The organism is Corynebacterium sp. LaCa117 (genome assembly GCF_046717765.1).
Taxonomy (GTDB): Bacteria; Actinomycetota; Actinomycetes; order Mycobacteriales; family Mycobacteriaceae; genus Corynebacterium; species Corynebacterium kefirresidentii.
Window position 1 is genome coordinate 1023527 of sequence record NZ_CP177102.1, and the last position, 20365, is coordinate 1043891.

The 20365-nt window shown below is 57.1% G+C and carries 16 protein-coding genes; 12 read left to right on the plus strand and 4 right to left on the minus strand.

Annotated features, from left to right (window positions below; genetic code table 11):
- Position 1 precedes the first annotated feature (1 nt).
- Both ACLI1L_RS05145 and ffh read left to right on the plus strand, forming a co-directional pair.
- Complete coding sequence (locus ACLI1L_RS05145; protein WP_411708244.1) at positions 2-2125, plus strand: [protein-PII] uridylyltransferase; 2124 nt, start codon at positions 2-4, stop codon at positions 2123-2125.
- 51 nt (positions 2126-2176) lie between these two features.
- Positions 2177-3829: a signal recognition particle protein gene (ffh, locus tag ACLI1L_RS05150; protein WP_086587455.1), complete on the plus strand. Its 1653-nt coding sequence runs from the start codon at positions 2177-2179 to the stop codon at positions 3827-3829.
- 136 nt (positions 3830-3965) lie between these two features.
- Here ffh and ACLI1L_RS05155 read toward each other — a convergent pair whose 3' ends face one another.
- A complete protein-coding gene (locus ACLI1L_RS05155) occupies positions 3966-6233 on the minus strand; it encodes an acyltransferase family protein (RefSeq protein ID WP_411708245.1) in 2268 nt (755 codons plus the stop codon).
- A gap of 353 nt (positions 6234-6586) precedes the next feature.
- Here ACLI1L_RS05155 and rpsP point away from each other — a divergent pair, with 353 nt between their 5' ends.
- The gene (gene rpsP, locus ACLI1L_RS05160; protein WP_005325261.1) at positions 6587-7102 is read left to right on the plus strand and encodes a 30S ribosomal protein S16; all 516 of its coding nucleotides are present in this window, start codon (positions 6587-6589) and stop codon (positions 7100-7102) included.
- 226 nt (positions 7103-7328) lie between these two features.
- Here the strand turns inward: rpsP and ACLI1L_RS05165 are convergent, their stop codons facing one another.
- Together ACLI1L_RS05165 and ACLI1L_RS05170 are read right to left on the minus strand one after the other, a co-directional pair.
- The gene (locus ACLI1L_RS05165; protein ID WP_244169496.1) at positions 7329-8015 is read right to left on the minus strand and encodes a TetR/AcrR family transcriptional regulator; all 687 of its coding nucleotides are present in this window, start codon (positions 8013-8015) and stop codon (positions 7329-7331) included.
- Positions 8016-8053: 38 nt separating this feature from the next.
- Complete coding sequence (locus ACLI1L_RS05170) at positions 8054-8458, minus strand: cupin domain-containing protein (protein ID WP_086587458.1); 405 nt, start codon at positions 8456-8458, stop codon at positions 8054-8056.
- 105 nt (positions 8459-8563) lie between these two features.
- Here ACLI1L_RS05170 and rimM point away from each other — a divergent pair, with 105 nt between their 5' ends.
- The 6 genes from rimM (at position 8564) to rplS (ending at position 16335) form a co-directional block, all read left to right on the plus strand.
- Positions 8564-9061 carry a ribosome maturation factor RimM gene (rimM, locus tag ACLI1L_RS05175; RefSeq protein ID WP_086587459.1) on the plus strand — a complete coding sequence of 166 codons (498 nt, stop codon included), beginning with the start codon at positions 8564-8566 and terminating at the stop codon, positions 9059-9061.
- On the plus strand, positions 9058-9930 hold the full coding sequence (gene trmD / locus ACLI1L_RS05180; protein WP_086587460.1) for a tRNA (guanosine(37)-N1)-methyltransferase TrmD: 873 nt from the start codon (positions 9058-9060) through the stop codon (positions 9928-9930). Before rimM ends, trmD begins: the two co-directional genes overlap by 4 nt.
- A gap of 495 nt (positions 9931-10425) precedes the next feature.
- Positions 10426-11055, plus strand: coding sequence for a hypothetical protein (locus ACLI1L_RS05185; RefSeq protein WP_086587462.1), 630 nt, complete (start codon positions 10426-10428; stop codon positions 11053-11055).
- Positions 11056-11198: 143 nt separating this feature from the next.
- Positions 11199-13532, plus strand: a complete 2334-nt coding sequence (locus ACLI1L_RS05190; RefSeq protein WP_086587463.1) for a Tex family protein — start codon at positions 11199-11201, stop codon at positions 13530-13532.
- A 191-nt stretch (positions 13533-13723) separates the two neighbouring features.
- Positions 13724-15838 (plus strand): YhgE/Pip domain-containing protein, encoded by a 2115-nt coding sequence (locus ACLI1L_RS05195; RefSeq protein ID WP_086587464.1) that lies wholly within the window; start codon positions 13724-13726, stop codon positions 15836-15838.
- 152 nt (positions 15839-15990) lie between these two features.
- Positions 15991-16335 (plus strand): 50S ribosomal protein L19, encoded by a 345-nt coding sequence (gene rplS, locus ACLI1L_RS05200; protein WP_005325245.1) that lies wholly within the window; start codon positions 15991-15993, stop codon positions 16333-16335.
- Between the two features lie 105 nt (positions 16336-16440).
- Here the strand turns inward: rplS and ACLI1L_RS05205 are convergent, their stop codons facing one another.
- Complete coding sequence (locus ACLI1L_RS05205) at positions 16441-17514, minus strand: IS30 family transposase (protein ID WP_239206889.1); 1074 nt, start codon at positions 17512-17514, stop codon at positions 16441-16443.
- Positions 17515-18187: 673 nt separating this feature from the next.
- On the opposite strand from ACLI1L_RS05205, the gene lepB (ACLI1L_RS05210) reads away from it, so the two are divergent.
- From lepB (ACLI1L_RS05210) to ACLI1L_RS05220, 3 genes are read left to right on the plus strand one after another with little or no spacing between them, the layout of a single operon-like run.
- Positions 18188-18991, plus strand: a complete 804-nt coding sequence (gene lepB, locus ACLI1L_RS05210; RefSeq protein WP_086587465.1) for a signal peptidase I — start codon at positions 18188-18190, stop codon at positions 18989-18991.
- The gene (lepB, locus tag ACLI1L_RS05215) at positions 18969-19706 is read left to right on the plus strand and encodes a signal peptidase I (RefSeq protein WP_086587466.1); all 738 of its coding nucleotides are present in this window, start codon (positions 18969-18971) and stop codon (positions 19704-19706) included. The genes lepB (ACLI1L_RS05210) and lepB (ACLI1L_RS05215) overlap by 23 nt, the downstream gene beginning before the upstream one ends.
- Positions 19693-20334 carry a ribonuclease HII gene (locus ACLI1L_RS05220; protein ID WP_086587467.1) on the plus strand — a complete coding sequence of 214 codons (642 nt, stop codon included), beginning with the start codon at positions 19693-19695 and terminating at the stop codon, positions 20332-20334. The genes lepB (ACLI1L_RS05215) and ACLI1L_RS05220 overlap by 14 nt, the downstream gene beginning before the upstream one ends.
- Positions 20335-20365: the final 31 nt, after the last annotated feature.

Sequence of the window (20365 nt, forward strand, 5' to 3'; positions counted from 1 at the left end):
TATGCTTAACGCCGCACAGATTCGCGCCGAGGCCCATGCCTCGGCGCTTCGTGTATTGCGCAGCCTCGAGCTCCCAGTGGGGACTGCGCTCGCTGCCACCGGATCCTTCGCCCGCAATGAGATGACCCCGCAATCGGATATTGACGTCATCCTTATCTATCCGGAAGGCCACGATCCAGACCCAGCGCTGGTGGAGAAGCTGTGGTTGCCCGTATGGGATGCCAAGTATCGCCTAGATTATGCCCTGCGCACCCCGCGGGAGTGTGCGGCAATAGCTGCAGAAGATGCTTCTGCTGGCTTTGCACAGTTGGACTTGGCCTATGTCACAGGGCGCAAGATTTTAGTGGATGAGGCGCGGGCACAGCTGCTCGCAGCGTGGCGGCGCCAGCTGCAGCGCGGCTTTGATGACTTTGTGGATACCGCGATTATTCGCTGGAAGCGCTCGGGCGCGGTAGCAGCAATGACGAATCCAGACTTGAAAAATGGCCGTGGGGGACTGCGCGATATTCAGCTTCTGCGCGCGATGGCTTTGGGTAACCTGTGCGACTTTCCTGATCTAGACGTCGAAAAGCAGCTGCTTCTCGACGTCCGCACACTCCTGCATGTCAAAGCCCGACGCCACCGCGATATCTTGGACCCCGAGTTCGCCGCGGACGTGGCTGCGGATTTGGGCTTTGAAAACCGTTATGCCTTAACCGCCGCTTTGGTAGGCGTTGCAGCCACTGTAAATAAGGCCGTAGAACGCGGCCTGGCCACTGCCCGAGGGGTGCTGGGGCGAAATGCTCTGGCGGCGGGCCGCGGGCAGCGCCGTCCACTCGATGTGGACGTGGTGGCAGAGGGCGGCGTTATCTACCTTTCGCGCAAACCGAATGTGGAGGATCCGTGGTTGCTTACACGCGTTGCGGCAGCCGCAGCACGCACGGGATATACCATCGCCGAGACCACCTGGCACCAGCTCCAAAAATTGCCGCAGCTGCCGCCACGCTGGCCGCGAGCTGCGGTGGATGATTTCTTCGCTATCTTGTCGTCCCCGCAATATACGCCGCGGGTCATTCAGGATTTGGACCGCTATGGCCTGTGGGAACGACTAGTGCCGGAATGGGGGCATGTGCGCGGTTTGTTGCCGCGCGAGCGCAGCCACGTTAGTGCGGTGGACCATCATCTCATCGCTACGGTTACTCGGTGCGCGGAGGTGCGCACCTCGGTGGCTCGCCCTGATCTATTATTGCTGGCCGCGCTTTACCATGACATCGGTAAGGGCTACGAGCGCCCCCACGCTCAGGTAGGCGCGGAAATGATAGCTCGCCAGGCAGCCCGCATGCGGTTGAGCGTGGCCGATAGGTCGCGTGCTCAAATTCTGGTGGCAGAGCATACCACCTTAGCGCGGCTAGCTGCGACAATGGACCCGTTCTCCGATGCCGCTCGTGACGCATTGTTGGCCGCAGCGCATTACGATCCGCTGATTATTTCGCTGCTGGCGGTATTGGCTAAGGCTGATGCACAATCGACAGGGCCTAGCGTCTGGACACCGCGGGTAGAGCAAGCACAGAAGCTTATCGTCTCGCGCGCTCTGGAAGCACTCAAACCAGGCGTCCTTCAGTGCCCTGCGGTGCACGTGCCGCTATCGGCTGAGGGCGTTGCGCTTACAGTGGATTGGGAAGACCAAGAAGTCACCGTGTCCTGGTGTGGGTCTTCCAAAGGGGAGCTCAAGCGCATTTTTGCCTTGCTGTCCGCTTTGGGGTGGACGATCGTACGCGCCAATATCGTTAGAGAGGATGACGGTACCTATAAGGCGGAGTTTTTCATCCGCACCGTACAACAGACCCTCAAGGAAGCGGCCCAGGAGATAAGGTTTATCCAGTCTTATAACTCCCGTACCTATACGGAGCTGCCAGATATCGAGGGAGAAGTAACCACCGCGGCTTTCGATGTGGGTGGCATCTTGGTCATTCGTACCATCGAGCGCATTGGCGCTTTGGGGCACTTGATAGAGGCATTGCCAGACTTTGTGTGGCTGCGCCATGAGATTATGGGCGCGACAATGATCGTTAATGTCTTCCTTGCCGGGCAGGCTTCCCGCGCTACGGTGGTGGGGAATGTGACCAGGGCCCTGGCAAGGGACTAAGATTAAATAGTTGAACTTTAGATCGATCTAAATTAAGGGAGCGCATCCGTAGTGTTTGACTCACTATCAGACCGCCTACAGTCAGCCCTGGCGGGCCTGCGCGGTAAGGGCAAACTGACCGAGGCTGACATTAACGCCACCGCCCGCGAGATCCGCCTCGCGCTGCTGGAAGCAGACGTGTCTTTGACCGTCGTCCGTGGCTTTATCAAGCGCATCAAGGAACGTGCCCGTGGCGCGGAAGTCTCTGAGGCGCTCAACCCAGCCCAACAGGTAGTCAAGATCGTCAATGAAGAGCTCATTGAGATCCTCGGCGGCGAAACTCGCCGCCTGAACCTAGCGAAGAACCCGCCGACAGTAATTATGCTCGCCGGTTTGCAGGGTGCCGGTAAGACCACGTTGGCCGGTAAACTGGCCAAGCACCTGGCCAAGCAAGGGCATACCCCGATGCTGGTGGCCTGTGACTTGCAGCGCCCAGGTGCGGTGCAGCAGCTACAGATCGTCGGCGAGCGCGCCGAGGTGCCGACCTTCGCTCCGGATCCAGGTACCTCCTTGGACTCCAATGAGCATGAAATGGGTACCTCCCACGGTGATCCGGTGGACGTCGCCAAGCGCGGTATTGCTGAGGCCAAACAGAAACAGCACGATGTGGTCATCATCGATACCGCCGGCCGCTTGGGCATTGATGAGACACTGATGACGCAGGCGCGCAATATCCGCGATGCCGTGAACCCGGACGAAGTCCTCTTTGTCATCGACTCCATGATCGGCCAAGATGCCGTGCAGACTGCCGAGGCTTTCCGCGATGGCGTGGACTTTACCGGTGTGGTTCTCACCAAGCTGGATGGCGACGCCCGCGGTGGCGCGGCCCTGTCTATTCGTGAGGTCACCGGCAAGCCCATTATGTATGCCTCTACCGGTGAGAAGCTCGATGATTTCGATGTCTTCCACCCCGAGCGCATGTCCAGCCGCATTTTGGGCATGGGTGACCTGCTTTCCCTCATCGAGCAGGCCGAGGCCACCTTGGATCATCAGAAGGCCGAGGAGGCCGCCTCTAAGCTTGGTTCTGGTGAGCTGACGCTGAATGACTTCCTTGAGCAGATGCTGATGATCCGCAAGATGGGGCCCATCGGCAACCTGCTGAAGATGATGCCCGGCGGCAAGCAGATGAATGAGATGGCTGCCATGGTGGATGAAAAGCAGCTGGACCGCATCCAGGCAATCATCCGTGGTATGACTCCGCAGGAGCGTGAGGATCCGAAGATCCTCAATGCTTCGCGCCGCAAGCGTATTGCTAATGGCTCTGGCGTGAGCGTTTCTGAGGTCAACCAGCTCATCGAGCGCTTCAACCAAGCTAAGAAGATGATGTCCAAGATGGCCGGCCAATTCGGCATGGGTGGTATGGGTGGCCGCTCTGCTACCAAGAAGAAGCCGAAGGGCCGCAAGGGCAAAAACGGCAAGCGCAAGAAGGGCAAGGGCGGCGGTGGAAACCGCGGCCCGAAGATGCCGGGCGGAATGCCGGGCATGGGCGGAATGCCAGGTATGCCCGGTGGTGGTGGCATGCCGTCCATGGAAGAGCTGCAAAAGCTCCAGCAGCAAATGGGTGGCGGCGGTGGCATGCCAGGAATGCCGGGTATGCCAAAGATGCCGAAGGGAATGGAAAATATTGACCTCAACAACTTGGACTTTGGCAAGGGCAAAAAGTAGCGTGCCTCAGTCTTAAGGCATAGCAAAGGAGGCTCCCACGTTATTGTGGGAGCCTCCTTCGTTCTATTCAGGCACCTGGGGTGCCTTATCCCCAGCGCCCGTGCTCGTAGGCGTTGGCGCGTGATCGCGCTATGGCCTAAACGGCGTCGTCGTGCCCAGCGTTGGGGTAGGGGACTGGGTTGGCATGTGGCTTGCCGGCGTCGGTAGGTGCGGCGGGTGCCGGATCCACAGCTGCTGCGGCCTGCTCCGGGGGGATATCAGGGGCTTGCTGTTGGACCTTTTCCCCGTTGAGGAATGGCTTCAGAGCCTCTCGAATCATGGGCATAGCCGATTCCGCGAAGGCATTGGTGATGTGGTGCATGTCGCGGTAGACCATCGTATTGCCGATGATGACTGGGCAGTCACCATTGGCATCGCAGAACCACGGGGCGGTATCTACCGAGAGCATATTCTGGTACTTCGAGAGCACTACTGCACCGGGGTCATAGGGCTGGTAGACCTGCTCAAAGCGCATGCCGCAATCATAGGCATCTTCGGTGGCTACATAGCACTCATCGAACTCGCGCGGACGGCCTTCCTCATCGAAGCCCCACGGGTTATCGCGGAAGCCCAAGAAGGGGATATCGCGCTCGGCTAATTCATCCCAAAATGCCTGGTATCCAGCGGGAACAGCATCGGGGCCCGTGCCGTACTCATTTTGCGGGCGCGTGGTATTTGAAATCACCAAGGCTGGGTTTGCTTCTTCGATGCGATCCATGACCAGTTTGCCCCATTCGGCGCACTCAGGGGTCACGGTGACATCGTCACCCAGCTCGATGGGGCAACCTTGGCGTAGCAACGGAACCAATTTAAAGCCCATTTCTTTGCCCAGGCGGTCAAGCGCGGAAGAATACTGTTCCGCGTGGGAGCCGCCAACCAAATAGACTTCCTTTTCTGCGTTTGTGTCACCGAAAATGCACGGAGTTTTGCCGTCTTTGCGGGTTTCGAAGAAGAAATCAGCGGGCTGGCTATCCGGAACAAAGCACCAATTAGCAGCCACTGGTGGCTGGATGCCGCCGGCCAGAATTGGGTCAGGCTTAATCTCTACATTATCCGGTGGGGTGAGGTGATTGATGAACGTCGTTGCACCGGGGTAGAGGGAAGGATTCAGAAGTTCTGCGTCGGCATCATCAAGCGTGCGCATCCACAGCGGCTGAATGGCCAGAAGGCCGACAACGGCCGCAGCAACCACGACACCACCGACGCCGCGAGCAGCGCCTGCCGGCTTCCGCAAAGTCGATAGGCCCTTGCGTACCGGCAGATCCTCGGCGGTGGGGCGCTTGCGATGCTGGCGCAGTGGACGCTCCAAAAAGCGGTGCGTGAGGTCCGCCAGCACCAGTGAAATGACGATAATGATAACGCCCAGCCACCACGATGGGGTTTCTTGACCCAAATAAGAGGTGGACAGGATAAGCAGAGGCCAGTGCCATAGGTAGAGCGGATAGGCTACATCGCCCAGCCAGCGGGCCTGTTTGGAGGCCATGGCCTTGGAAATCTTGCCACCGCCACCCAAGATGATGAGCACGGCGCCGCCCAGCGGCAAGAGCGAAAGCGGGCCAGGATACGCGGTGGTATCGGCGATGATGGCACCGGTAAAGATGAGCATCACAAGGCCCAAACCCGTAAAGAGGTCATAAAGGCGGGGCGGAATCTTCCATGCGGAACCGTAGATGGCTAGGACAGCACCCAAGGTCAACTCCCAAGCGCGTGACCAGGTGGAGTAGTAGTTCTCCGGGGTGCCGTAGAGGCCGTGGCGTGAAGCATAGGCGAAGGAGGCAATGGTGGCCACAATGAGGATCGGGCCCGCAATCTGGTTGACTGTGGGGAAGCTGCGCTTACCCAGTGGTTGGTGCTTCGGCCGGAACTTCATGATGGCTGCCAAGATGATCGCAAAGGCAATGCCCATGATGTAGAACTGGCCCTGTACGGCCATGGACCACATGTGCTGCAGTGGGGAGGTATCCGCTGCGGCCGCCGTATAGTCGGCGTTTTGTTCCGCTAACTCCCAGTTTTGGTAGTACAGCATGGTGGCGGTGATCTGCTGGGTGAGCTCGGTGCGCATGAGCTGTGGGGTGAAAATGCGCACCAGAATGTAGGTCACGCCAATGACCAAAACTAAGCTGGGTACCAAACGTCGCAGGGTGCGCCAGATGGGCCACCAAGGGTTTAAAGAAGCGTTGGGCTTGCTGGCGTAGCGCAGCTGGGAGCCCAAGAAGAAGTAGCCGGATAGCAGCAAGAATACGTCCACGCCGCCGGAGACGCGTCCAACGAAGACGTGGTAGATAACTACTAGGCCGATGGCAATACCGCGAAGACCATCAAGGTCATAGCGGTACCGGAAATTTCGCGGTGATTCTTTAGTCATAAACTGTCTTTTCGTGCGTCAACGCCTTTACAGTGAGGCAGAAGGCGCGCTATACATATGAAACCAAATGTCTATATTCGGCACTTAAGGCTACTCTGCTTTAGTATCGATGGCATAACGAACCTGCGTGAGTGGCGTCGTGATTTTTAAAATTGCAGATACTCGCGCTAAAATACTTCAGGTTATCTACTCGGATACTCCGGGCTAGGTAATTTTTAGATCGTAATATTCTGCGTAGCACCGTTCCCGTCTACGGTCGGCCGGTATGTCACGCGCAGATTAAATCCAAGGGTTGAACCGGTGCACTACCTGGTGCGCGTCTGTACTGCCCAGTGACTAGAAAAGGAGCCGTCATGGCTGTCAAGATTAAGTTGCAGCGTTTGGGTAAGGTCCGCGCTGCTGAGTACCGCGTTGTTATCGCTGATGCGCGCACCCGTCGTAACGGTAAGGTCATCGAGAACATCGGTATCTACCACCCGAAGGAAGAGCCTTCCCTCATCCAGATCGATTCTGAGCGTGCGCAGCACTGGCTGTCCGTCGGTGCTCAGCCGACCGAGCCGGTTCTCGCCCTGTTGAAGGTCACCGGTGACTGGCAGAAGCACAAGGGTCTGCCTGGTGCAGAAGGCACCCTGAAGGTTGCTGAGGAGAAGAAGTCCAAGCTGGAAATCTTCAACGAGGCATTGGCTGAGGCTAACAACGGCCCGACCATTGAGGCCATCACCGAAAAGAAGAAGAAGGCCAAGGAAGAGGCTGAGAAGAAGGCCGCTGAGGAAGCTGCTGCTGCAGAGGCTGCCGCTGCTGCTGCCGGCGAAGCTGATGCCGAGGCCGAGGAGAAGGCTGAGGAAGCTTCCGAGGAGTCTGCAGAGTAATCTGCCTTCCTTTGCTAAGCGCACAGCGCTTCTAGCTTCGGGCCCTGCCTATACCACTGTGCAAGTTGTGTAGGCGGGGCCTTTGTGCTGTGTGGATGAAATCAACCGGCCCAAAGAGATGACCGCGCACGCATGTCCTTGGTGGAGGTGCGTGCGCGGTCAGTTTTAGAAAAGGTACGGTGAAATCCTGCAAGCTACAACGGGTGGGGGAGGGTGAATGTTTCCCTTAGCTCTGTGGCTTGTAGTTGGCGTAGCGGCTGTAGACATTAGACGGATCTTTAAAGTCCATGCCACGCAGGCTGCCGGCAACAACCGGAGCAAAAAGTTCTAGGATTTGCTCGCGTGGTAGCTGTGACATGGGGCCGTTGATGGCAAGAACGGTAAAGCCATGGATGGTAGACCATGCCAAAAGGGCGTTCTGCATGAAATATGTGGGGTCAGTAGTGTTGTCCAAAGCTTGCGCGTGGCGGGCGAGAAGGGCGAAGAAATCGCGAATCTGCTGAAGGTGGTCCATCTTCGGATCATCTTCGGTGTGGGGATCCACACCGAGCATGAAGCGCAGCGCCTTCCATTCCAACATGCAACGGAAGAAATTGGTCTCATCCAAGGCAAACTCGAGGTAAGCGTAACCGATTTGCACCAAGTGCTCTGGAAAGTCCAAGTTCCCGGCAGCCTCAGTGGTCTCGTGCAGGCGCCGGACCAGTTCGTCGGTGGCAAGCTCTGCTACCTTATCGTGTAGTTCTTCTTGATCCTTGAAGTGGCGGTAGGCGGAGGTAGGGGATACTCCGGCTTCGCGGGTTACGGCACGGACCGTGATGGCGTTGGGGCCGCTTCGCTTGCCTAGCTGGACTGCGATGCGGAGCAGCTCATCGTGGAGGTTTCCATGATGGTAAGGCTTATTATGCGATTCCATGAAAGTCATTTTATCACCGAAACTTATGTTCCTATAAACTATTTTGTCAGCATAGTGAGCAACAAAATTGCGGGGGTAGAGGTACCGGAATCCGCAGCTGCAGCCTCGACTTTATGCACCTCATATGCAGGAAGATGCACGATCGTGCCCGGCGTAAGGGTGACGGTTTCTTCACCATAGGTGAAGTTGAGCTGCCCGCGGAGCGTCTGCACGGTAATGGGATGAGCGGCCTTGTGGTCCGGTAGAGACTGTCCTGGTGCAAAGCTAAAGAGAATGAGATTAGCGCCATCGGTGCTCAAGACGCGCTGTACGCTTGGGCGGGGCCGCTGCGGATCCGTATCCGGTGCGATATCGAGCAAATTAAGTGTAGTCATAGCGGAAGCAGTGCCCAGATGGGAAGCCGTGCCAAAAGTATCCGGGGAATTGGTAGGTAAATCGCTCATGTGCCTACTTTAACGACAATGAGACCCAGAAACTGGAACTTTTTCGAAGTGGTTGAAAACCCATCACTGACAAGGGGAAAGAGCCAGTGCTGTAGACTTTCCGCTATGGAATTGATGATTGGTCGCGTGATTAAATCGCACGGCGTGAAGGGTGAAGTAGTAGTCGAGGCCACTACTGACGAACCGGAGGTGCGCTTTGCAGTGGGGGAAGCGCTCCATGGCACGCAGGGCAAAAAAGAGCACACGCTAACTATCAAGGCAGTCCGCACTCACAAGGGAAGGCTGCTCGTTACCTTCGAAGAAATTAAAGACCGCAATGTGGCAGATAGCCTGCGCGGCACGAAGTTTTTCGCCGCGCCGCTCGATAGCGATGATGGCGGTTTTTATGACCATGAGCTGGAAGGTCTACGCGTACTTCTGGCGGGCAAGGGCATTGGTGAGGTTATATCCGTCATCCACGGGGGAAGCCAAGATTTGCTAGAGGTAAATCTCGACACTGGCAAGGAAGCACTCATTCCTTTCGTGCATGCCATTGTTCCTGACGTGGACCTTGCAGCAGGGACGTGCACCATTGACCCGCCGGAAGGGTTGCTGGACCTATGAGGCTTGATGTTGTCACCATCTTTCCGGAGTACTTGGAGCCGTTGCGGCATGCACTTTTAGGAAAGGCCATTGAACAAGGTCGCCTTGAAGTAGGCGTACATGATCTGCGGCAGTGGGCAACTGATGCGCATAAGTCTGTCGATGATTCGCCGGTCGGCGGCGGCCCTGGCATGGTTATGAAGCCGGAAGTATGGGGGCCGGCACTCGATAGTGTTGCTGCTCAGGAAAGTGCACCGAACCTAGAATCGGCCCTTCCGCACTTGAACCGTCCCCGCCACGATGAGCTTGAAGGAGTAGAGGCGCAGGCCTATGCGGTCGACACCCAGCCCGAGGAGGATAGTGACCTCCCACTGCTCATTGTGCCTACCCCAACGGGAAAACCGTTTAGTCAAGCAGATGCGCGTGCGTGGTCGAATGAGGAGCACATCGTCTTTGCTTGCGGGCGTTATGAGGGAATCGATCAGCGCGTGGTGGATGATGCCGCGCGTCGCTACCGCGTCCGCGAGGTATCCATCGGTGATTATGTGCTGATCGGCGGGGAAGTAGCGACGTTGGTAATTGCAGAGGCCGTCGTGCGACTCATTCCAGGCGTGCTGGGTAATAAGCGCTCCCATGAAGAGGATTCTTTTTCTGATGGTCTCTTGGAGGGCCCGAGCTATACCAAGCCGCGAGAGTGGCGGGGTTTGGCCGTACCGGACGTTTTGACCTCGGGAAACCACGCCTTGGTGGATAAGTGGCGGCGCGAACAAGCATTATTGCGCACTTGGCAGCGCCGTCCCGAGCTGCTGGAAGTAGCCGAGCTAGACAAGGATGATAGGGCTTTCATTGCGCAGTTGGAGCAGGAAGCTAAGGCTAAGGGTGAAGGCTAATGGAGGTTAGTGCTGATCTTTCCGTCCTTCTAGGAACTCAGGAGTGTGAGGATTGCCTCGCAGGACTGCCTGAGAGGCTACGTGCTCAGGGCTTTCATCCAGCTAGCATTTTCGTCATTCAGGTAGCGGAGTCATGCCCGGAAAGCAGCCCGTTAGCGCAGGAATACCGTTTCAGGTTTGGTCAGCGACCGCAGGGAATTCCGGTGTGGCGGCTCATAGTTAACGGTGAGACCGCACACCCCTTAGCCACCGTGGCCCCCACTGTGGCGGAATGTTTGCCCCCGGAAGCGCTGTGGTTGGGGAGCGCGGAAATCGGTTTTACAGAGATGGGGCTTGGTACCCCAGCGGTATGGCGAGCGGAAGCTGCGCAATAGGCGCCGACGAGAAAATTAATTGCCGCATTTTCACGCTAAAACTGCAGCGCTTAGGCCGTCTGGGGTTATAGTAAGGGGGACATTCCCTCCAATTTTCTATTCCCAAGGTGGTCCCTAAACCATGACGGCTCCCAACGGCAATAATTACGGTGGATTTAACCAGCAGCCGCCCCAGTACAACCAACAGTATTATCCCCAGCAGAACAATGGCGGCGTTAGCGGTGCCACAATCGCTGCGATTATCGCAGCCATTGTGGCGGTAATCGCGGTGGCTGCCATGGTCATTATGTTCGTGACCAATAACAAGAGTGACTCTACGGATAGCGCTGCAGGGGATAGCCAATTCCAGCAGGCGGATGCGAATAGCGGATCCGGAACTGGGTCGGGGTCCGGCAAGAAGTCCGGTTCCTCCAAGGATTCTGCAGAGGATGAGGACTCCAGCCCGGTCACGGTGACCGAGACCAAGGAAGCCCCGGCACCAGCACCGGCACAGGCTGGTTCCGCTGGCTCCAGCAATGGACATTCCTGGGGTGATTACCCTAACTATTATGCGACTGGCCCGACTTCCAGTCCTTTTGCTCGCAACGTCTACACCGCTTTTATGAATAACTGGGTTGCGGGTGGCGGCACCAACGTCACCTTGAGCGTCCATTCGCCGACCACCGGTGGTACCTACACCATGTACTGCTACGGTAGCTCCGCCCGGGTTACTTGCACCGGCGGCGATAACGCCCGCGTGGTTATCCACTAAGCACGCGCCGCACCTTCCTCCTTTCCTTGCTGGAAAGGAGGTTTTGCGTTGAGAGGGGCGTCGGCAAGCGAAGGCGGCGTACGGGCCGTGCGGTAAATTGGGTGGGTCTAATCCCAAACCTCGAGAAAGAGTGAGGAGACCACGTGAATATTGCGGCAACCATCGCCGCCGAGCTCAACGTAAAGGAAACGCAGATTTCCACCACGTTGCAGCTGCTTGCGGAGGGCAATACTGTGCCTTTTATTGCCCGCTACCGCAAGGAGGCCACCGGCGGGCTGGATGACTCCCAGCTGCGCACTATTGAAGAGCGCGCGAACTACCTGAAGGAATTGCAGGAGCGTAAGGAGACCATCCTTGCGGCGATTGAGGAGCAGGGCAAGCTTAGCGACGCCCTGAAGGAACAAATCCTTGCCTGCGAAACCAAGGCGCGCCTGGAAGATCTGTACCTGCCGTATAAGAAGCGCCGCAAAACCAAGGCGGATATTGCCCGCGAGGCCGGCCTAGAAGAGCTGACCGATAAACTCATCGCGGATCCTCACGCCACCCCAGAAGACCTAGCGCAGGCCTTCCTTTGCGAGGGCTTTGAAGATACAAAGAAAGCCCTCGACGGCGCCCGCGCCATCCTGGTGGATCGCTTCGCACTGGACGCTGACCTGGTGGGTGAGGTGCGAGAGCGCATGTTTACTGAAGGCGTTATGGGCGCGCACGTCATTGAGGGCAAGGAAGCAGAAGGAGCGAAGTTTAAGGATTACTTCTCCTTCAACGAGCCTTTCCACACATTGCCCTCGCACCGCATTTTGGCGCTCCTGCGGGGCGAGAATGAAGGCGTATTGCAATTGCAGCTTGATGCAGGCGATGACGCGGACTATGAGGACGTTATTGCCTCCCGCTTTGAACTGGATCGCTCCTCCAAGTGGCTTGCTGACGCCGTCCATTGGGGCTGGCGCACAAAGCTTTATATTTCCTCCAGCCTGGATGTACGTATGCGTCTGAAAGAAGTGGCAGAGGAAGGTGCGCTCAAGATTTTTGCCACCAATTTGCGGGACGTGCTACTTGCTGCGCCGGCAGGTCAGCGTGCCACCATCGGCCTGGATCCGGGCTACCGCAATGGCGTCAAGTGTGCGGTTGTAGACAAAACCGGCAAAGTGCTCGATACCACTATTGTCTACCCGCACCAGCCGCAGAATCAGTGGAGTCAGGCGCTACAGTCCTTGTCTACCTTGTGCGCCAAGCATTCGGTGGACCTTTTGGCCATCGGAAATGGTACTGCCTCCCGTGAGACCGAGAAGCTCGCCCAGGAGATTGCGGACCTCATCAAGCAGGCCGGAGGCCAGCGTCCCACGCCCGTCGTAGTCTCAGAGTCCGGCGCTTCGGTGTATTCTGCCTCGCAGCTGGCGGCGGAGGAATTCCCCGATATGGATGTTTCGCTGCGTGGTGCAGTTTCCATCGCTCGTCGTTTGCAGGATCCTCTGGCGGAGCTGGTAAAAATCGATCCGAAGGCCATTGGTGTGGGTCAGTACCAGCACGACGTTAACCAGACCGCACTCGCTCGCACCCTTGATGGTGTGGTGGAAAGTGCCGTGAACGGCGTGGGCGTAGATCTCAACACTGCTTCCGTCCCGCTGCTGGAGCGGGTGGCTGGAGTTAATTCCACCATCGCTGCCAATATCGTGGCTTACCGCAATGAAAACGGCTCCTTTGCTTCCCGCAAGGAATTGAAGAAGGTGCCGCGTCTGGGGCCAAAGGCGTTTGAGCAGTCAGCCGGCTTCCTTCGCATCAATGGCGGCACCGATCCGTTGGATGCCTCCGCCGTGCACCCTGAGGCTTATCCAGTTGTCTCCCGCATTGCGGAAAAGACCGGTCTGGGCATTTCCGAGCTTATTGGCAATACCCGCGTACTTTCCAAGCTTGCGCCAGCAGATTTTGCAGATGAGACCTTTGGTATCCCTACGGTGACCGATATCATCGCTGAGCTGGATAAACCCGGCCGCGACCCGCGTCCAGAATTTAAGACCGCAACCTTCAAAGAGGGGGTACATAAGGTCTCCGATCTCACCCCGGGAATGATCCTTGAGGGCACAGTTACCAACGTGGCGGCCTTTGGCGCCTTTGTGGACGTTGGAGTACATCAGGACGGGCTCGTCCATGTTTCTGCCATGAGCCACAAGTTCGTCTCTGATCCGCACGAGGTCGTGCGCTCTGGCCAAGTGGTCAAGGTAAAAGTCATGGAGGTCGACGTTGAGCGGCAGCGCATCGGCTTGTCTTTGCGCCTCGATGATGAACCGGGGCAGCAGGCTCCCAAGCGCCGTGGCGATGCGCAACATGCCGCAAACTCTGCTGCCAGGGGCGAAGGGAAGCGCTCCGGGCACAAATCCGGGCGCGGTTCCCGGGGCGGATCACGCGGCCGGACGGGCGGTCGAGGTGGCTCCGGCGGTGGTGGCGCCATGGCCGATGCCCTGAAGAAAGCAGGCTTTTAGCCGCCGTGGGCTAGCCTTTTTGCCTGCTGCTTTTGCTCCCATCGTTGCCTACGGTGGGAGCTTTTGCATGCCTGGGGGAGAATTCCTCCACGCCGTGGAGTCCAATGCGTGCCCATATTGCCTCACAATGGTAAGTTAGGCAAAACTAAGTAAAGGGTGCGTGATGCCATGTCAATTGCAAGGAGAAGGAAATGAGCAAAGCGGCTACATCCAGCCATGGCAGGGGAGTATTGGGTTGGCACCGCGTATTGGATTGGCGTCCGCGCAGTGCATTGGCACGAGCACTCATCGTGTTCTTCCTGGTTGCGCCCATTATTGTTGCCGGAACCATGATGTGGGCTATGTGGGACCCGTCCAAATACATGCGCAAAATTGACCTAGCGGTGGTGAATGAAGACGCGGGCGTCAACAAGCAGGGCGCATATACCAATTACGGAGATCAGGTGGTAGAAGGTCTGCTGGATACCGATTACCTAAATTTCGCAGAGGTGAATAAGGAGGAGGGGGACCAAGGGCTGATAAAGGGCAAATATCTGCTGGTGGTGACCATCCCTCAGGACTTTTCCAAACAGGCGGTGACCATCATCAGCGATAAGCCCGTCAAGCCTGAAATTCATTTCGCGAGCAATGACTATTACGGCACGAACGGCTCCGTGATTTCTTCCAGCCTAATCCCGCAGGTGCAAACCAGCGTGGAAAATGCAATCTCGAAAAAATATGCTGACCAGGTAATCGAAGGGCTCAATAAGCTAAGCGATGGATTGGGAACTGCCGCCGATGGCGCTGGGCGTCTTGATGAAGGTGCCGGAAAGCTGCAAGAAGGTGGTGGTCGTGCGGTCGCCGGCATAGGTGAGCTGGGGGCCGGCGCAGGAAAGCTGCATGACGGAACTGGTGCGCTCCTTGATGGCACAACCCGCCTCAATGAGGGAGTCGGGCGACTTGATGATGGTGCCGCTCGCCTGGATGATGGTGCCACACAACTTGCCGAAGGCTCCGATAAGCTGCTCGCTGGCACTGGCCGTCTCGCCGATGGTGCAGGCCAGATCGATGGTGGGGTTAATCAGCTCACGGGAATGCTCATCCCAGTGCTCAAACAGGCCCAAGTCGTGGTTCCCGCGCTTTTACAACTGGTAGAGGTACTGCGTAACTTGGGTATGGGGCAACAGGCTGAACAGCTCCACTCGCTCGTATCCAAGCTTGATCCGGCGACGAGTGGAAACATGGTGGAGAAACTAGAACAGCTTTCTCATGGTACCGGCCAGCTGTACTACAACCTTTCAGATCCCAACTCGGAATATCTGGGCGGCATGAACAAGCTCAATGGCGGGGCGCACCGTCTCGCTCATGGCACCAAAGAGCTGCACAGCGGCGTTGGAGAACTCAGCAACGGCGCTGCTCAGCTGCACGATGGCACGAGCCGCCTCCATGATGGAACCGGCACCTTGAAGGCGGGGACAGACCGCTTGGCGGCCGGCGGTGCCGAGCTCAAGGGAGGCATGGATAAGCTAAAGGCTGGTTCTGGTGAGCTCTCGCAGAAGCTGGCAGATGGTGCAAACAAAGCGCCATCTATCTCCAAACCGGAAGACTCGGCTCAAAACATGGCCGTTCCCATTAACTTCACCGCTTCCAATGTGCACCCAGTCCAAACTGTAATAAGCCCCGCGGACCCTACCCGCAAAGACGTCACCGGCGGCGCCTCTTTGCTCTTAGTGCTTGTCTTCGGCTTCCTCGTCATGCTGCTGGTGGCTATGGTGTTCCCCTACTACCTCGGACGTAAAGGAATTCCAGTCACGCATCCTGCGCGCAGGATACTTCTTGCGTTCTTCACGCTGACTGCGCTCAACTTCATTGTCCTTGCCTTTATGGCGCTGATGTCAGCGACTTTGGGGTGGTCACCGGCAAGCTGGCCAATGATTCTCGGGGTAGTAGCGGCCATCGCGGCGGTGGGTGCGGCGACGTACCAGTTTTTCCACGTGACTTTTGGCCGAAAGATTGGTGGCATCTTCGCCGCGGGACTTTTTGCCCTCGGCGTGATGGTCTTTGGCGGCGTGTGGCCGGTGGCCGCGATTCCCTGCCCGTTGAGCATTATGCACTCTTTTCATCCGATGACCTACGCAAAAGATGCTTTCACGCGTGCCACTGATGGGATTCATGATGCGACCTTCTGGACTGGAATGGCGGCGTTGCTCGGATTTACCCTGATCGCGCTTTTCGCCTCATATGTGGTCTTCCGCGCGCGTCACTTGGGCACGGCGAAAATCCTCGATGAGCACCTTGTCCGCTCCCAAGCTGCTGTGGCGGCGTAATTTGGGCAGGGAAGGAAAGTAGTGCCGGGGAGGAAATTTGGTTCCTGCCAGTGCATGTGGAAAAATAGTGCACCGTTCTATGTAACGGGCACGAACCGGTTAGGCTTCACGCCGCTAGGGTCCTCTGTCCCAAACTGAAAAGGAATATTGGCATGTCCAACATTATTGACAAGGTCGATGCAGCACAGCTGCGCGACGATATCCCGTCCTTCCGCCCAGGCGATACCCTCGACGTTAACGTAAAGGTTATCGAGGGCAACAACGAGCGTGCACAGCTGTTCAAGGGCATCTGCATCCGTCGTCAGGGTTCCGGCATCCGTGAGACCTTCACCGTCCGTAAGGTCTCCTTCGGTATCGGCGTTGAGCGTACCTTCCCGGTTCACTCCCCGAACCTGGAGTCCATCAAGGTCTCCCGCCGCGGCCGCGTTCGCCGTGCGAAGCTGTACTACCTGCGCGATCTGCGCGGTAAGAAGGCTCGCATCAAGGAGCGTCGCTAGTATTAGTGCGCTGCGCGCCACCATCCCCCTTGCATCCTTGTGAGTGCAAGGGGGATTTTCTGTACCTATTGCCAGGGCAGATTCTAGTGGTCGTGGAAACACTTCCTATGTTTCGGTTGAGTTTATCAGTGCGGCCATTTTCTCGGCTGGTGTTTGAAAGCCCAGGGTTTTGCGGGGTCGGCGGTTGAGTTGCATGGCGACGAATTCTAGGTCCGCTGCACTATGGACGTTGAGGTCTGTCCCTTTAGGGAAGTACTGTCTTAGTAGTCCATTGGTGTTTTCATTGGTGCCTCGCTGCCACGGCGAACCAGGATCGCAGAAAAACACGGGACAGTTTGTAGCTACAGAAAAGGCCTTATGGCAGGCCATTTCACTTCCCTGATCCCAGGTAAGTGATCCTTTGAGATGATCTGGCAAGGTAGCAATCGCTTTTGTAAGTGCTTCATTTACTTCGGTAGCACTATGCCCATTCGGTAAATGCAGCAAGATGACATAGCGCGTGGTTCGCTCTACTAGCGTTCCAATTGCGGACTTATTACCCGCGCCTAGAATGAGGTCGCCTTCCCAATGACCTGGTACTGCCCGGTCGTCTACTTCTGCTGGGCGGTCGGAAATCATCACCATAGGGTCAACAAACCGCTTGCGGGCACTGCGCGTGCCACGAGGTCGACGTTGGGCGTGACCGCGACGCAGTGCAGCAGCGACTTCCTTTTTCAACTCGCCTTTAGCCTGGAAATACAAAGACTGATAAATCGTTTCAGGACACACGTACATAGTCTCATCACCGGGATAGCAGCTGCGCAACCTCCCAGAAATCTGCTCTGGCGAGTACCTATCTTTCACCATCGCCCAGACCACCGTGCGCAAACGTGGATTGGCATCAATCTTGCGCTTTTTCGGTCTAAACCTACGCAACACCGATTTACGGTGCGCATACGTGGGAAGATACACCCCAAATTCATCCCGGTTGCGTTTAAGCTCCTTGCTGATAGTGCCAGCAGAGCGGGCAAGACGCCGAGCTATCTCACGTACACCTTTGCCTTGCCGGTCAAGATCAAAGATGAGCTCGCGCTCTTCTACCGACAAGTAGCGCGAAGAAATACGCCTATCGATACGCTGTTGCGGAATAACCTGGACTGGAACTGCTTGGCGACCATCAACGTACTCAATTACCTGCATAAGCCTGTTATACAGCGCCACATCCGGGCCATCCGGGACAAAAGGCACACGCCCGGTAGAAAGCTTAATGACACCTTTGTCTATATCAGCAGCATTACGCGGATGAATGCCACAGGCTAAAGCTGCATCTTTGCGCCCTAAAGCATTCGCACGCAGTTGCAGATAGCTACATCGGCCAGTTGTTGCCGCAGCTTTGCGGCCATATGGATTGCGCTTCCACAAACCAAGCTCAATACCGATGCGGTACACCGGAGAAGAGCCTATAGAAAGCTGGCGCGCAATATCCATCGGTGCCACACCTTCCAGCCACAGGCGAGCTATTTCCTGACTGTCATCCGAGCTAGTAGTCCTGCGGCGCTTGCGCGGCAAGTCCAACTCACCAGCAAGCCGATACGCCACCGAACGCGCTAAACCAACCACCCCAGCAGCCGCCCGTATTGAACTACCAGCCCGAACCAACGACGCAAACCGCGCCACAACAACAGAATCCGGAACCCATTTCGACTCCACACAATCACCTAACCCATGTCAGGTGTTTCCACGACCACTAGAAATCAAGCAGCTATTTCCTGGTGTCAGCCGGCAGGCTTTAACCGGATAGTTGCCTGTGAATTCTCTAGCCGCGAGGGGGATAAGGCGGGAACCGGGACGTGGGGTTGCTAGGATTTAGCGCGTGAATAAAGACAGCATCTCGCAGGAACAGTCGCCGGAAGGTGAGGGGGCCAACCCCGCAGAGGGGCTCGCCTCCCCGCAAGGCGAAGGGGCAACTAAGAAAAAAGACATGCCGTGGCTGCTGGAAACCCTTCTGGTCGTGGCAACGGTCCTTGTTATCGTGGGCCTTTTCCAGAACTTTATCGGACGGCAGTATGTGATCCCTTCCGGCTCGATGGAGCCGACACTGCATGGCTGCGAGGGCTGTACGAATGACCGTATCTTTACGGAAAAGATCTCGTATTACGGCGATGGCGAGCCAGAACCAGGCGATGTTGTCGTATTCAAAGGCACCGAGGACTGGAATTCTAGTTATGTCTCGCCGCGCTCGTCCAACCCGTTAATCCACGGTGTGCAGGACGCGTTGAGCTTTGTATCCTTGGCACCGCCCGATGAAAATACCCTAGTCAAGCGTGTGGTTGCTACCGGTGGGCAGACAGTGTCTTGCCAAGAGGGCGATCCTGCAGTCATGGTTGATGGCAAGCCCATCGAGCAAGACTACGTGCAAGACCCGCCCACGTACCCGGTAGATAAGTCGACAGGCTCGGAAGCGTGTGGTGGCCCGTACTTTGGTCCCGTGGAAGTACCGGAGGGCAATATCTGGGTCATGGGTGATAATCGCACGGCCTCGGCAGATTCTCGCTATCACATGACCGATAAATTCCACGGCACAGTTCCGGTGGAAAATGTCCGCGGCAAGGTGAAGTTCGTCTTCTGGCCGTTTACCCGCATCGGTGGCATCGATGACCCGGACATCCAGGAATAAACCTTCTTCCCAACGCCTGCGCACCCGGGATTTTTTCTTCCCCGTGGTGGCAGGTTTTGTCCTGCTGGTGCTCTTACAAGCATTGGTGGGACGGATGTATGTCATTCCTTCTGCGTCGATGGAACCTACCCTGCATGGTTGTGCCGGCTGCGAAAATGATCGCATCGCAGTGCAGAAGGTCAGCTATTACTTCACAGACCCACAACCTGGGGAGGTGGTTGTCTTCGAAGGGCCGGAGTCGTGGAATAACGAGTTTCAGGTCACACGCTCGCGCAACATTATTGTGCGAGGTGCGCAGAATGCCTTGGCAGCAGTAGGGCTTTTGCCCAACGGGGAAAATATCCTCGTCAAGCGGGTAATTGCTACCGGCGGACAAACGGTGAGCTGTGAAGCTGGTGATCCTTCGGTGATGGTGGATGGTCAGCCGATTGATCAATCATTCGTGCTTGATCCACCGGAGATTCCCGTAGACCCCGGCGTTGGCTCCCAGGAGTGTGGCGGCGAGTACTTCGGCCCCGTCACCGTCCCGGAGGGGCATCTCTGGGTAATGGGAGATAATCGCACCAACTCCCTCGATTCGCGTGCGCACTTGGGCGATAACCTACAAGGCACCGTGCCAGTGGACAATATTCGCGGCCGAGTTGAGGCTGTCATCTTGCCTCTATCGCGGTGGGGTGGGGTGGAACACCCAGAGATTTCGCATGCGGCGGCTTAAGCAACGACGCACCTATGAGCTGGCGTTGAGCAAGGCTGGGCTCGGGCCGGTGGCTGGAGTGGATGAGGCCGGGCGCGGCGCGTGTTGCGGGCCGATCACCATCGCGGCCTGCATTATGCCTGATCGCCCGATCAAGGAGCTGGCGGAGCTTAGCGATTCCAAAAAGCTGACTCCCCGGCAGCGCGAGCGGCTCTTTCCACTCATTAAGGACAAGGCTGTGGACTGGTCTGTGGTGCACATTAGCGCTGGGGACATCGATAAGCGCGGCATCCAGCACGCTAATGTTTCCGGTATGCGCAGGGCGGTAGCACGCCTGGATGTCCGCCCGGGCTATGTGCTTAGCGACGCCCTCTTTATCCCCGGCCTTACCCAACCCCAGCTGCCCATCATCGGCGGCGATGCAGCCGCGCGGTGTATCGCCGCGGCAAGTGTCTTGGCAAAAGTGAGTCGCGACCATCTGATGCGCGACCTTGATGCGCGCTACCCCGGCTATGAATTAGCCAAGCACAAAGGCTATGGGACTAAGGCACACGAGGCCGCAATTTCGGCGCTTGGAGCGTGCCCGGAACACCGGATGAGCTATGACAATGTCCGCCGCGCTCATGCGGAGTTCGCCGCGCGTGCCTAGCTAGAATCTAGCCTCCTGCGCGCTAAGCTTA